Below are 14,699 nucleotides of genomic sequence, written 5' to 3'. Positions count from 1 at the left end.
AGAGAAGGGCGCTAATGCGCCCAATTTAAAGATTAACGATATAAGTCAACAAACACGGTAATATTAGGGCCATTTGTATCTTGTGCTATTCTAGCAATATGATAATACTTGGCACCAGCTTCGATTGCTCTTTTACCTGCTTGATATGAAATTTCCTGATCTGTGACATAATAGCCACGGAATTTTATTGTATTAAAAGGAACCATTTTAGCTGCTGTTCCATCATTTAATTCTTGAATTTTACGACCATCCGAAAGAGTGACAGTGTAACGATTTACACGCTGTGGTTCTGTCATGACTTCAGGTTTTTCTGAAGTATGAGTATTAGTTTGTGCTACTGTAGTAGTGGTTGTAGTTGAATTCGCAGAAGAAGCATTATCAATAACTTTAACTTTATTATTAAATTTATCAGCATAAAACTTTTCATTAAATGCAGATGGTGAATAATACCCTGGTCTTTCAACCTGCATAGCGGCTTCGCCACCTTGGGCTAAAGCTAATTGCCCAGCTTCGGAATCATAAGGAATTGCATTTTCAGGTTGAAGTTTACGTTCTGGTGCATCTTTCTTAAATAAATAGGCAACAACCTGCAAATTACTTCCTAACTCTGAACGATTGTCAATATAGAAAGCATAAGCACCTTTGTTTAAAGCTTCTTTTGCAATTGATTGATTGATGTCATATTCACTTGGGAAATAACCACGAATTCGAACAATATCATAAGGTTCCAGGCGAATAGCTTTAGATTTAGGGTATTCGTAAACTCCACCAAATTGGCGAAAGCTGTCAGTTTTCTCTTCAGCTTTAGGTGCATTAGCTTTATACAATTTAGCATAGACAATACGCAAAGTATCATTAGAAGGACTGATATTTGTTGTTGTAATATAGAAAGCGGCAGCACCTTCTTTATCTGCAGCTTTAGACATAGCCAACACATAATCGCTATCAGTATAAAATGCACCTCGAACAGAAATTTGTTTGAAAGACTGCAAGTTGCTTGCTTGTTCTTCAGTTAACTGCTGAGCCGCATAAGAATACATAGGAACAAATGTAACCATAGCAGCAATAAGTGTTTTCTTTAAACTCGTCATATTCTATAAACCTTACAATTTTTAAATCGTATATTAAATATTTGTTATTTTAACATAAAAAAATCAGTTACCTAAACTTATTAGCGCATTTAAATTTTTAATGAAAATATATCTGCCTTTAACGTGTAATATATCTTGTTCTTGTAATTTTGACAAAATTCGGCTTACTGTTTCAATCGTTAAACCTAAATAATTTGCTATATCACTACGACTCATAGATAACTTTATGTTTAGTGATGTGTGACCACGATTTTCATATCTTCGATAAAGAGAATATATGAAATAGGCTAGGCGTTCATCAGCCTTTTTCTGAGAATAACATAAAATTAATTTTTGATAGTTATAAATGTCATTACTTAATAACCTAAATATCATGCTTCTAACACAAGCATTGGATTCAACTAAAGACATTAGTTCTTCATAACGTAATTCACAAGCTAAAGTATTAGTAAGCGCTTTTATGTTGTTATTATATATTTTAGTTGATATAGAATCCAGTCCAACAATATCACCAGGTAGATAAAAACCATTAATCTGTTCTTTGTTGTCTGATGTTGTAACATAGGTTTTTACTGCACCAGAATGAATAATAAAAAAACGAGTAAAATCAGTGCTCTTGGATACTATGAGTTCATCTTTAGCATAAGTCTTTTTGCGTTCCAACACATTATTTAAAGTATTATTCAATAACATTGGTAGACATAAAGAGCCTATACTGCATAATTCGCAAGGAACTGAATAACTTTTTGATCGTATATTCTTATTGGTAGTTTGCATAATAAATTAATCATTAATCCAAGTTCAGTTCTAGCCAAGAGTAACATATTTTTATGATAAAACAACAATTGGCCATTTCATATAGTTTAAATTATTAATCAACAAAACGTTCATTTAGTTTAAATTAACAGAAGGCAAGCATTAAAATAAGCATAATAATGAAAAGTATTAATAGGTGTTGGCAATTATATACTAAAGATAATCGATTTTATATCATGATATTGACTATCACTCTAAGAGGTTAAATTACGGTTTGATCTGATAGTTAAAGAACTTTTAATCGATTATGAATTGAAAGTAGGGTTTAGCTAAGCAGAGATATAACTGAATATCATCATAAGTTCGCAATAATGATTATATTTAACATAATATACATTATTCAAATCTTATCTATTTGATTAAAAACAATAAAATAAAAACCTTGTTTCATTTATATGGCTACTTAATGTTTATAAAGAATAGGGCGTCATAAAAGATTTATAAGAAGCAAATTAAATCTGATTCAATGATTCATAATTACAAATTCGAGTTAATTTTTTAAAGTTGATTATCAACAACAACTATTAATTTATTATAAAATACCGAGCTGGATAAATACAAAAATTTAAATCATAAAAAATAAGCCTTTATGTTTACCGTCAAAAAAGACAAGTACAACAAATATCATGATAGCAGCCAAAATAATTTTAAACTTTCTATTTTTAAAAAGCTTCTCAATGGTGTTATTTAAATAAGTTCTATCAACATAACTCATACACAATATCAAAATAACCAATAAAGCGGCTATTGGAACAGCTAAAACCATATCGTTATTAATTGTCATATTTTTGTTCAACTCACTATCAATGTCTAACTATGAATGTAATTACCCGGAAACCTTTGTCTTAAAAATAATTGAAACCGATATGGTGCAATCACTGTCAAAATTACCAAACCTTAAAACGGTTTAATCAAATTTCTATACAATAATGTAACATTTATTATCTAGAACACATAACAAAATTTATTCAGATATTTTTTTAGATTATTGGGGATTATCAAACTATAAACGATTAAATGAATTACATGATGAATTTTTAAATTTAGATAAAAAAAACTGGCGGTTAATGCGATGGATTTTGAAACTATTAGCGAACAATTAATAAGGTGTGGCGTAGTAGAAACCATACGCTCAGCAAATATAACGGCAATGTATGCGATTCAATGGGCGCACGGACAAACATTTGATTTTAATAAATCACAGGTTCAGATACACAGAGCACGTTTGAGAAAAATCGGCATTGATATAGCACAGCGTTGCAATCTGGCAAAATTTAGCCCGATTTCAGTTCGAGAAATTCGACAGGTTACGGTATCTGATTGTCCAATTCCTGATTGGTACAAAATGCCACAGATATTTAAATTAGCGTCGTAAATTGGTTAGCTGGATGATGAAAATTCACGTACGTTTATCGTGGTGCGGATAATGTATATTATGTTAAATGATATTTATTGTTTAGGATTCCACAAATTCTATTATTTTATCTGATGATAATAATATTTGTTGCCGTACTGCGCTATAACCTATTCCTAATAAACAACAACATTCATACTTTAGCATTTAATATTTTTTGCAAAAATTGCTAAAGTTGAATATTTATTTGTTACCAAAAATTTTTTGAAATAAATGTATTGAAGTTTGAATGAACAAAAATATTTTTATTTAGATATAAAAATAATTTCACTACCTGACAATGGCATTTTTAAAACATGATTTTTAATTTTTCCCCAAACTTGCATTTCACACGCTTTACAGTTAAATTTTAAAATTAGCTCTTCATTATTATTTTGTATTAGCTTCATTGGCGTGACTTTGGTTTTGACACCTTGAATACCTTTAGCTTGTTTTGGACATAAATTGAACGCGAATCGCAAACAGTGTTTAGTTATCATTAAAGGAACATCGTCTTTAATTTCATGAGCTTCATATGCGCTTTCTATTAACTCAACACCATGTTGTTTATAAAACTCACGAGCTTGATGATTATAGACATTAGCCAAATAACTTAATTGGTTATCCGGATAAATTGGTTTTGGGTTGGTTTCTGGTTTACGCTTATTTGTTTGATAATTTGCTAACCTTGCTAGAGTTAATTTTTCAATAATATCTCGTCTGAGTTGATTAAGTTGACTGCTAGGAATAAAATAAATGGTAGATAAATTTATCGTAAACTCAGATAAGTAATAAATGGTTTGCCCAAGTTTAGATAGATTATCTTGAATATTTTTTAATGCTTTATCCGTTTGATTCGCCAGTTCAAATTGATCAATCAGTTCTAATTCGACACAAATGCCCTCCTCACTTTTCGCTTTCAACTGAATTCCATTATCAATATTAGATAAAACAAACGAAACACCAATACGACGATCGCTTGAATCTTTGAGTAAGTTTTGTTGCCATAAATGATCTAAATTACGATTAACAATAAAAGGCAATTTGATTGTATTAAGCGATTTAGGAATTTCATTTGGATAAACCCGATATTGATTAGCACTTAATTTATCGACTTTATCAGCTCTAAATCCAAATACTTCTCGTTTGATGAGGACATTTAGACCATCACCGTTAGTTAATATTTTTTCAGATTTAATATCAATATATTGAGCGGTTACATTGGTTATTTCACCAACTTGTAATCCAATAAATTTTGGCGACTCAAAAGCACCAATGTCAGGTTTTCGACCTCTAACAAAATAATCAGTGCTACCACGATTAAATGTGCGTTTTGGATCAGGTATAAAAAAATATTCTGTTTTCCCACTGGAAGCAGCGATTAAAGTAGATGAATTAGAAAGAATGTTATCCAATTTTTGTCGATAATGTGCAGTAATATTTTTTACATAAGTTAAATCTTTATAACGCCCTTCTATCTTAAACGATCTTACGCCAGCTTGGATTAACGATTCTAAATTATCTGATTGATAATTGTCTTTCATCGATAACAGATGTTTTTCGTAAGCAACAATACGACCTTGATCATCTTTTAAAGTAAAAGGCAATCGACAAGCCTGTGAGCAATCTCCACGATTAGCACTACGTCCAGTTTGCGCATGTGAAATATAGCATTGCCCGGAAAAAGCGACACATAACGCACCATGAATAAAAAACTCTATTTTTGCATCTATTTGATTAAAAATAGTCGTAATTTCATTTAAGTTTAATTCACGTGCTAAGACAATTTGCGAAAAACCGACATCGGATAAAAACTTTGCCTTCTCTGATGTTCGAATATCCATCTGAGTACTGGCATGTAAATCTATAGGCGGGATATCTAAATTTAAAATACCCATATCTTGAACAATTAAAGCATCGACACCTGCATGATAAAATTGCCAAATTAATTGTCTGGCAGATTCTAATTCATTATCATGAAGAATCGTATTTAATGTCACAAAAACTTTAGCATAATAACGATGTGCAAATTCAACTAATTTTGCAATATCACTAACCGAATTTCCTGCATTATGACGAGCACCAAAACTAGGTCCGCCTATATATACCGCATCTGCACCATGTAAAATTGCCTGCATTGCAATTTCAATATTTTTTGCAGGGCTTAGTAATTCTAATCGGTTTTTATTCTGATATTGATCCATTTGTGACATCGTTTATTCTCAAAAATACTTATAATTTTTAGTGTTCTATTTTATTGACAAGCGTTATAGTGAATTCACTTAGACTTGTCAATAATAACGGGTTAATACTTTTATTTAATAAAAGATTAATTTGTGATCTCTATTTAAAATAATTTCGTGCTTTTAAAGCCGCTATACGTTTGTCTAATGGCGGATGAGACATAAATAGTTCTGAAATTTTAATTTTTTTCGCACCATTTATACAAAATGCCATTATTGATGAATCTTCTTTAGGTTCGTAACTTGTTTTTAGCTTTTCTAATGCAGCAATCATTTTATTTGCACCTACCAATTTTGCCGAACCAGCATCAGCATGAAATTCTCGGTATCGTGAAAACCACATAATAATAATACTTGCCAGAATACCAAAAACGGTTTCAAAGACCATAACAATTAGATAATAAATCATTTGGGATGATCCTCGATTACGTTCATCCATAGCTTGAGTTGCCAATGAAGCTAATAGTCTGGATATAAAAATAACAAATGTATTAATTACCCCCTGTAATAAAGTCATTGTTACCATATCTCCATTAGCAATGTGACTCATTTCGTGAGCAATGACAGCTTCGGCTTCATCTTGTGACATCGTACTTAATAAACCAGAGCTAACGGCAACCAATGAACTATTTTTACTTGCTCCTGTAGCAAATGCATTCATATCATTAGCTTCATAAATAGCCACATCTGGCATTTTTAAACCAAGCTGTTCTGCTTGATGATGAACAATATTTAATAACCATTGTTCTTGAGCATTGGCCGCACGTGTAATCAGTTTTGCTTTGACCGATTTTAATGCCATTGTTTTGGAAAATAAAAGAGATATAAATGAACCACCAAAACCAAATATACCTGCAAAAATCAATAATCCTAAAGTACTGTGAGCATCTACCCCCAATATACTTAGGATAATACCAAAGACAAACATTACAGCTAAGTTAGTCAGTATAAATAGCCCTACTCGCATCATAAATCTACTCCATATTGTTTTTAGCTTTTAATAAAAAACCTAGAAAATTGACTATTATATTAATTCAACAAAAATACTTCTTTCTGTTAGAAAGGATTGCTATATATTTTATATAGAATGATCAGTTAGTTAGTTTTGTTTATGAAAAGATTAAAGCATTGCAGATAATTTGGAGGAGACCCTATCAGCCACATCCCACACACATATTTTTTACTTTGGCTGCTTCCTTCCGGACCTGACCTGATGAGCAAAGAAATGTTGCAAGAGGACCCATAGAGCCTCCATTGAGGAGGTCGTATTATGCTTGAATCAATTAATTAATACAAACATTTTTTTAATAAAAAAAATTGAACGACCTTTCTTTAATCAATTAAAAAAAGGTCGTTTAATTATCACACGAATACTTACCTAATTTTTAAAGTGTTAGGTTTTTTTCTACGCGATCTCTAAATTTAATTCCTGGTCTAAAGGTAACAACCCGACGAGCAGAGATATCTACACTTTCACCCGTTTTTGGATTTCGACCCGGTCGTGAATTTTTATCACGAATAGTGAAATTACCAAACCCAGATAATTTAACAGGTTCCCCTTTTTCTAAAGCCACTCGTATCTCTTCAAAAAAAAGTTCAACAAGGACTTTAGCTTCTTGACGATCAATATTAAATTTATCGGCAAGACGATCTGCAATATCAGCTTTAGTTAATGTCATAATTATTATTCTCTTAATAGGGCTTTGAAACGAATTTGTAAAGCAGTAACACACCTGCTTACAATGTTTGTTATATCTTCTTCTTCAAGTGTACGTGATTTGTCTTGTAAAATCAAACTGATAGCAAGGCTTTTTTCATCATCCTTAATGTTATCGCCTTGATAAACATCAAACAGATTAACTTTGATAAGTTGCTCACCACCAGCCTTTTTACACTCAGAAATAATATCTGCTGCTGGAATTGTATTTGAAACGACAATAGCAATATCTCGTTTATTTGACGGATATTTTGATACGTCCTGAGCCGACGGTACCTTTTTGTTACTAATTTTAGCTAAATTTATTTCAAAAACAAGCGTTTTACCATTTAAAGATAATTTTTTTTCAATTTCTGGATGCAAAACACCTAAATAACCAATAATTTCATCATTTAGAAAAATAGCAGCACTTTGTCCAGGATGTAAAGCAGACAAATTAGATTTCTCATAGCGTACGTCTTGAGCACATCCTAGAATCGAAAATATTGACTCAATATCCCCTTTTAGATCATAAAAATCAACAGTTTTTTTAGGTAATGTCCAATGTTCTTCATATAAATTACCCGTAATTACACCCGATAACATTTGTTCCTGACGAACACCAAATTCACATTTATCGTCTGGAATAAAGCGTAAACCAGTTTCAAACAATCTAATTCTTGATTGTTGTCGGTTTTGATTATATAACACTGCGCCTAATAATCCAGTCCATAATGATAAACGCATAACTGACATTTCACTTGAAATAGGATTAGGTAAGTGAATTTGGTTTAAATCGGGATGCAAAATTTGTTGTACTTTTGGATCAACAAAACTGTAAGTTACAGCTTCTTGATAACCTTTATCAACTAATAAATCTTTTATTCTTGTTACTGAAATTTGACCTTCTGGTTTTGGCTGCATGACGGACTCAATGTTTAAATTAGCGTTTGGAATATTGTTATATCCATAAATACGCGCCACTTCCTCAACTAGGTCTTCTTCTATCTGTATATCAAAACGCCAACTTGGTGCTTCAACTGACCAAATTTCATCTTTATAATTAACTTTACATCCAAGTCTTTCTAAAATATCAGTGATTTTTTGTGTATCAATTGTATAACCAATTATGCTATCAATTTTATTACGACGTAGTTGTATGTTTGCTGATTTAGGCAATTCAGTTGGACTGGTTTTATCAACGATCGGTCCGACCTCACCGCCACAAATATCTAAGATAAGTTGAGTTGCTCTTTCCATCGCAATGCTTTGTAAAGCTGGATCAACTCCTCTTTCATACCGATGAGACGCTTCAGTATGCAAACCATATTCACGAGCTTTCCCGGTAATTGCTAATGGTGCAAAGAACGCCGATTCAAGAAAGATATCTTTCGTCGATTGAGTCACACCAGATTTTTCTCCGCCCATAATACCGGCTAAGGCAAGTATTTTATCATGATCCGCAATAACTAAAGTTTGATCATTCAATTCAGTTTCATTGCCATTAAGTAAAACAACTTTTTCACTTTTTTGAGCATATCTCACAATAATGCCCTTTTCTATTTCGGCAAGATCGAATGCATGCATTGGATGACCAAGCTCTAACAAAACAAAATTTGTTATATCGACAACCGCATCAATAGACCGTATTCCACCACGACGTAATTTTTCTTTCATCCAAAGTGGGGTTAATGCGTTTACATTGATATTTTTGATAACACGCCCTAAATAACGAGGCGCAGCTTTAGGCTCATCAATTTGAATTGATAATGTATCTAAAATTGTTGCAGGCACGCTTTCAACTTGGAGTGATTTCATTGGAATATTATTCACTGCTGAAATATCACGGGCGACACCAATGATTCCAAAACAATCAGCTCTATTTGGCGTTACACTGATGTCAATTGAAACATCGTTAAGATTTAGGTATTCACGAATATCTTGCCCTAAAGGAGCATCATCAGGTAATTCAATTATGCCATTGTGATCCTCTGATATACCAAGTTCTGAATAAGAGCAGAGCATCCCTTCTGATGGTTCACCTCGCAATTTTGCGGCTTTAATTTTAAAGTCACCGGGCAAAATTGCACCAACAGTTGCACAAGCAACAGTTAATCCTTGACGACAATTTGGAGCACCACAAACAATATCGAGTAGTTCTGGTCTTCCAATATCTACTTTGGTAACTCTTAGCTTATCTGCATTTGGATGTTGCTTACATTCAACAACTTTTCCGACTACAACTCCTGTAAAGTTGCCTGCCACTTTCTCAACATCATCCACTTCTAAGCCAGCCATGGTTAATTGATCGGCTAAGGTATCGCTACTTATTTCTGGATTGATCCATTCACGTAGCCAACTTTCACTAAATTTCATGTTTTGATCTCCAGAATTAATTAAATTGCTTTAAAAAACGTAAGTCATTCTCAAAGAAAGAACGCAAATCAGTGACACCGTAACGTAACATAGTTAATCTTTCGATTCCCATACCAAAGGCAAAACCACTATATACGTCTGGATCGATACCTACATTTCGTAAGACATTAGGATGTACCATTCCGCACCCTAATACTTCTAACCACTTACCATTTTTTGCTTTAATATCAACTTCAGCAGAAGGTTCGGTAAATGGAAAATAACCGGGTCTAAAACGAATTTCCATATCATCTTCAAAAAAGCAGTGAAGAAAATCATGTAATAGCCCTTTCAAATGGGTGAAACTAATATTTTTATCAACTAATAGCCCTTCCATTTGGTGGAACATTGGTGTATGAGTTTGATCGTAATCATTACGATAAGTTCTGCCCGGTGCAATGATTCGAATTGGTGGTTTCTGATTTTCCATTGTACGTATCTGTACGGTAGAAGTTTGAGTACGTAATAAACGTTTAGCATCAAACCAAAAAGTATCATGATCTGCTCTAGCAGGATGATGAGCAGGAATATTTAATGCATCAAAATTATGATAATCATCTTCAATTTCTGGGCCTGTTTCAACAGCAAACCCGAGTTCGCCAAAAAACTCCACTAAACGATGAATCGTTTTAGTAACAGGATGTAAGCCACCGAGTTCAAGTGTTTTACCTGGTAGAGTGATATCAATTGTTTCATTGGCAAGCTTCGCATCAAGAGCTTGACGCTCTAAGAAACTTCGCTTTTGATTTAATAATTCGACAACTTCTTGTTTAGCATCATTAATTTTTTGACCTACAGCTGGTCGCTCTTCCGCAGGAACATCACGTAATGAAGCCATTTGTAACGTAAAATAGCCTTTTTTACCAAAATATTCCACTCGGATCTGTTCGATCATATTAATGTCATCAGCACTTTCAATAGCGGATTTGGCATTGCTTACCAGTTCAACTAATTGAGACATAAAATTCTCCTGCTTATTGTTCATTACATAAAAAAAGCCTCTTTCTGAGGCTTTTATAATTATCTTTCGTTTTTCATCTGCCTCACGAATGCATATCGTCATTAAAGCTAAAAAAGAAACGAAAAATAATTAGTATCATATTAATTCACTTTGTTAAAATAACTATTACTATCCATAATGATAAAAGCCGAGATAACTCGGCTCTTATAAAGCAATTATAGTGCAGCTTTTGCTTTTTCAACTAATGCAGCAAATGCATTTTTGTCGAATACAGCAATATCAGCAAGAATCTTACGATCGATTTCAATTGATGCTTTCTTTAATCCATTGATGAAACGGCTATAAGAAAGACCACATTGACGAGCTGCGGCATTGATACGTACAATCCATAATTGACGGAATTGACGTTTACGTTGACGACGGTCACGATAAGCATATTGTCCAGCTTTGATTACCGCTTGGAAAGCAACACGATATACACGTGAACGAGCTCCGTAATACCCTTTTGCTTGTTTTAAAATTTTCTTGTGACGTGCACGAGCAATAACACCACGTTTAACACGAGCCATAAATAATATCCTCTAAATAATTAACCAATAAATTAAGCGTATGGAACACACGCTACAACTAAACCTAAATCACCTTTTGACACAGTTGTCAAACCACGTAAATGACGTTTACGTTTGGTTGATTTTTTAGTTAGGATATGACTCTTGTTAGCTTGTTTATGCTTAAAGCCACCAGAAGCTGTTTTTTTAAAGCGCTTTGCTGCGCCTTTTACTGTTTTAATTTTAGGCATTTTACTAATTCCTACTTCGCATTGTTAATGACAATGAAAAAATGGTGTAATTCTCAATAAAATCAAGAATCAGCTTGATGAACCATTATTTCTTCTTCGGCGCAAGCACCATGATCATTTGACGACCTTCAATCTTAGTTGGATAAGATTCAATCGTTGCCAAATCAGCTAAGTCTTCTTTAATGCGATCAAGCATTTCCGTCCCTAACTGCTGGTGAGCCATTTCACGTCCACGGAAACGTAACGTGACTTTGGCTTTATCGCCATCTTCAAGAAAGCGTATCAGGCTGCGGAGTTTTACCTGATAGTCGCCTTCGTCTGTACCAGGTCGGAATTTAATTTCCTTAACCTGAACAACCTTTTGCTTCTTCTTCTGTTCTTTTGTTGCTTTACTTTTTTCATAGAGGAACTTGCCATAATCCATAATTCGACAAACAGGTGGTTCTGCATTAGGGCTTATTTCAACTAAATCTAAAGCAGCTTCTTCAGCTTGTTTTAAAGCTTCATCCAAGCTAACAATACCGAGCTGTTCACTATCGACGCCGGTTAATCTCACCTCGCGAGCAGTAATTTCATCATTGATTTTATGCGCACGTGTTGACTGAATTCGTTTACTGACTTTAATATCTCATTCCTCCAAATTAATTTATCTTTAATTCATCTGTTCTAATGAACGACTATGAATTTCGTTAAGCAACAATTCTATAACATGTTTCACTTCAAAGCTACCAAGATCTTTACCTTGACGAGTTCGAACTGATATTTTACCTGATTCCATCTCTTTGTCACCACAGACAAACATATAAGGAACACGTTTTAGAGTATGCTCGCGGATTTTAAACCCAATTTTCTCATTTCTCAAGTCTGCTTTTGCTCTAATTCCAACTTTTTGCAGTTTCTCGGTCAATTGTTTAGCATATTCAGCTTGATTGTCGGTAATATTGATAACAGCCACTTGCAATGGAGCTAACCAAGTAGGGAAGAATCCAGCACAGTTTTCTGTCAAAATTCCCATAAAACGTTCCATTGATCCTAAAATTGCACGGTGAATCATGACAGGAACATGACGCTCATTATCTTCACCAACATAAGTTGCATCTAAGCGCTCTGGTAACATAAAGTCAAGTTGAACTGTTCCGCATTGCCAAGCTCGACCTAAACAATCATGTAAAGTAAATTCGATTTTTGGTCCGTAGAAAGCACCTTCACCTGGTAAATATTCAAACTCTATACCATTTTCAGTTAAACACTCAGCTAAGTCTTTTTCTGCTAAATCCCATGTTTCATCTTTACCAATTCGTTTTTCCGGACGAGTTGATAATTTTACAGTTATGTCTGTAAAGCCAAAAGTACTATAAGTATCATAAACCATTTTGATACAGCTATTTACTTCACTACGAATTTGACTTTCTGTACAAAAGATATGGGCATCATCTTGGGTAAAACCACGAACACGCATCAAGCCATGTAAAGATCCAGAAGGTTCATTACGATGACAACTACCAAATTCAGCCATACGAAGTGGTAAATCACGATAAGATTTTAAACCTTGATTAAAAATTTGAACATGTCCCGGACAGTTCATTGGTTTAATACAGTATTCTCGGTTTTCAGAAGAAGTAACAAACATTAATTCTTTATAGTTACCCCAATGCCCTGTTTTTTCCCATAAAACACGATCCATCATAAAAGGACCTTTCACTTCTTGATAATCGTATTCTTTTAATTTAGTTCGAACAAAAACCTCAAGCTCACGGAATATAATCCAACCGTCATTATGCCAAAACACCATTCCTGGCGCTTCTTCTTGCATATGGTAAAGATCAAGCTGTTTACCAATTTTACGATGATCCCGTTTAGCCGCTTCTTCTAAAAATTGCAGATAACTATCTAATTGTTTTTTATCTGCCCAAGCTGTGCCATAAATGCGTTGTAACATTTTATTATCACTATTACCTCGCCAATAAGCACCCGCTACTTTTTGTAATTTAAAATGGTGGCAAAAACGCATATTAGGAACATGAGGGCCACGACACATGTCGATATACTCTTCATGATGATAAAGCGCTGGCGTTGAATCTTTCGGAATATTTTCATCCAAGATTGCAATTTTATAAGGTTCACGTCGTTCCCAAAAAACTTCTCTTGCTCGTTCCCAGCTCACCACTTCTTTTTTTACTTCATAATCTTTTTTAGCCAATTCATGCATACGTTTTTCTAATGCATCAAGATCTTCCTGAGTTAAAGAGTGATCTAAATCGACATCATAATAGAAGCCGTTATCAATTGTAGGGCCGATTGCCATTTGCGTATTTGGCCAAAGTTGTTTTATTGCATGACCTAACAAATGAGCACAAGAGTGACGAATTATTTCAAGTCCATCTGCATCTTTTGATGTGATAATCGCTAGAGTTGAATCTTGCTCGATTAAATCACAAGCATCTTTACGTTCACCATTAACTCGCCCAGCAATACAGGCTTTGGCAAGACCTGCCCCAATACTTTGAGCAACTTCTAAAACACTAACAGGCTTATCAAATTGACGTTGACTTCCGTCAGGAAGAGTAATAATTGGCATATAAAATCCTTATAACAGTGGTGCGCCACACGAAAGCGCACATGCGTACATAAAAAATTGACCGTGTATAATACCATTTATGTGCTATTTTTCAAATAGACATATGCTTTATCTTGTCACTGTTTTATCCACTAATTACGAGAACTATAAAATTAATTAACTCAATTAAAAATAAGTTACTTGGTAGAGTGATTAAAGTTTATAATTTTCTGCCTATAAATGAAAAATTTGATTGTGAAAAATGATGAAAATATGGATTGATGCTGATGCTTGCCCTAACCCTATTAAAGAAATCCTATATCGGGTAGCGAATCGTAAATCAATAATTACAACTTTAGTTGCAAACCAATGGTTAACTATTCCCGCATCTCCGTTTATAAAAAGATTACAGGTAGTGAGCGGCTTTGATGAAGCTGATAATAAAATAATTGAATTAGTTGAAAAAAATGATTTAGTGATCACCTCAGATATTCCATTAGCTGCTGATGTGCTAAATAAAGGTGCTTTTGTGCTTACACCGCGAGGCGAACCTTACACATTAGAAACTATAAAAGAGCGACTTGTAATGCGAGATTTTATGGAAACTATGCGGGCTAGTGGTATACAATCTAAAGGCCCTTCTATATTTTCTAACAAGGATAGAGAAAAATTTGCCAATCAACTTGATAAATTAGTTCATCAATTATCAAAATAAGGAGAATCTTTTT

At 33.7% G+C, this 14,699-nt stretch carries 14 protein-coding genes and 1 other RNA gene; 2 read left to right on the top strand and 13 right to left on the bottom strand.

Annotation, left to right across the window (positions count from 1 at the left end):
* Positions 1 to 32: 32 nt before the first annotated feature.
* From A9G10_RS00515 to A9G10_RS00505, 3 genes are all read right to left on the bottom strand, one after another.
* A complete protein-coding gene (locus A9G10_RS00515; protein WP_065557747.1) occupies positions 33 to 1,091 on the bottom strand; it encodes a YdgH/BhsA/McbA-like domain containing protein in 1,059 nt (352 codons plus the stop codon).
* Positions 1,092 to 1,154: 63 nt separating this feature from the next.
* On the bottom strand, positions 1,155 to 1,784 hold the full coding sequence (locus A9G10_RS00510; protein ID WP_218837296.1) for a helix-turn-helix domain-containing protein: 630 nt from the start codon (positions 1,782 to 1,784) through the stop codon (positions 1,155 to 1,157).
* A gap of 688 nt (positions 1,785 to 2,472) precedes the next feature.
* On the bottom strand, positions 2,473 to 2,691 hold the full coding sequence (locus A9G10_RS00505) for a hypothetical protein (protein WP_065557745.1): 219 nt from the start codon (positions 2,689 to 2,691) through the stop codon (positions 2,473 to 2,475).
* A 288-nt stretch (positions 2,692 to 2,979) separates the two neighbouring features.
* On the opposite strand from A9G10_RS00505, the gene A9G10_RS00500 reads away from it, so the two are divergent.
* Positions 2,980 to 3,282, top strand: a complete 303-nt coding sequence (locus A9G10_RS00500) for a phage/plasmid replication domain-containing protein (protein ID WP_065557744.1) — start codon at positions 2,980 to 2,982, stop codon at positions 3,280 to 3,282.
* Between the two features lie 284 nt (positions 3,283 to 3,566).
* Here the strand turns inward: A9G10_RS00500 and A9G10_RS00495 are convergent, their stop codons facing one another.
* From A9G10_RS00495 to thrS, 10 genes are all read right to left on the bottom strand, one after another.
* Positions 3,567 to 5,504: a peptidase U32 family protein gene (locus A9G10_RS00495; protein WP_143425912.1), complete on the bottom strand. Its 1,938-nt coding sequence runs from the start codon at positions 5,502 to 5,504 to the stop codon at positions 3,567 to 3,569.
* Positions 5,505 to 5,643: 139 nt separating this feature from the next.
* Positions 5,644 to 6,513, bottom strand: coding sequence for a protease HtpX (gene htpX / locus A9G10_RS00490; protein WP_065557742.1), 870 nt, complete (start codon positions 6,511 to 6,513; stop codon positions 5,644 to 5,646).
* A 179-nt stretch (positions 6,514 to 6,692) separates the two neighbouring features.
* Positions 6,693 to 6,788, bottom strand: an RNA gene (ffs, locus tag A9G10_RS00485) — signal recognition particle sRNA small type.
* A 140-nt stretch (positions 6,789 to 6,928) separates the two neighbouring features.
* Positions 6,929 to 7,222 carry an integration host factor subunit alpha gene (locus A9G10_RS00480; RefSeq protein WP_065557741.1) on the bottom strand — a complete coding sequence of 98 codons (294 nt, stop codon included), beginning with the start codon at positions 7,220 to 7,222 and terminating at the stop codon, positions 6,929 to 6,931.
* 5 nt (positions 7,223 to 7,227) lie between these two features.
* On the bottom strand, positions 7,228 to 9,615 hold the full coding sequence (gene pheT / locus A9G10_RS00475) for a phenylalanine--tRNA ligase subunit beta (RefSeq protein WP_065557740.1): 2,388 nt from the start codon (positions 9,613 to 9,615) through the stop codon (positions 7,228 to 7,230).
* 16 nt (positions 9,616 to 9,631) lie between these two features.
* Complete coding sequence (pheS, locus tag A9G10_RS00470; protein ID WP_065557739.1) at positions 9,632 to 10,615, bottom strand: phenylalanine--tRNA ligase subunit alpha; 984 nt, start codon at positions 10,613 to 10,615, stop codon at positions 9,632 to 9,634.
* A 215-nt stretch (positions 10,616 to 10,830) separates the two neighbouring features.
* Positions 10,831 to 11,184: a 50S ribosomal protein L20 gene (rplT, locus tag A9G10_RS00465; protein WP_024496189.1), complete on the bottom strand. Its 354-nt coding sequence runs from the start codon at positions 11,182 to 11,184 to the stop codon at positions 10,831 to 10,833.
* 32 nt (positions 11,185 to 11,216) lie between these two features.
* On the bottom strand, positions 11,217 to 11,414 hold the full coding sequence (gene rpmI / locus A9G10_RS00460) for a 50S ribosomal protein L35 (RefSeq protein ID WP_065557738.1): 198 nt from the start codon (positions 11,412 to 11,414) through the stop codon (positions 11,217 to 11,219).
* 85 nt (positions 11,415 to 11,499) lie between these two features.
* Entirely contained in the window at positions 11,500 to 12,039 is a 540-nt protein-coding gene (infC, locus tag A9G10_RS00455; protein ID WP_065557737.1) for a translation initiation factor IF-3, read from the bottom strand.
* Between the two features lie 27 nt (positions 12,040 to 12,066).
* On the bottom strand, positions 12,067 to 13,992 hold the full coding sequence (gene thrS / locus A9G10_RS00450; protein ID WP_065557736.1) for a threonine--tRNA ligase: 1,926 nt from the start codon (positions 13,990 to 13,992) through the stop codon (positions 12,067 to 12,069).
* 244 nt (positions 13,993 to 14,236) lie between these two features.
* Between thrS and A9G10_RS00445 the strand changes: the two genes are divergently transcribed.
* Positions 14,237 to 14,686, top strand: coding sequence for a YaiI/YqxD family protein (locus tag A9G10_RS00445; RefSeq protein WP_065557735.1), 450 nt, complete (start codon positions 14,237 to 14,239; stop codon positions 14,684 to 14,686).
* Positions 14,687 to 14,699 lie beyond the last annotated feature (13 nt).

Origin of the sequence: Gilliamella sp. wkB308, assembly GCF_001690185.1 — a bacterium.
Taxonomy (GTDB): domain Bacteria; phylum Pseudomonadota; class Gammaproteobacteria; order Enterobacterales; family Orbaceae; genus Gilliamella; species Gilliamella apicola_I.
This window is presented reverse-complemented; position numbering and strand designations above follow the sequence as displayed.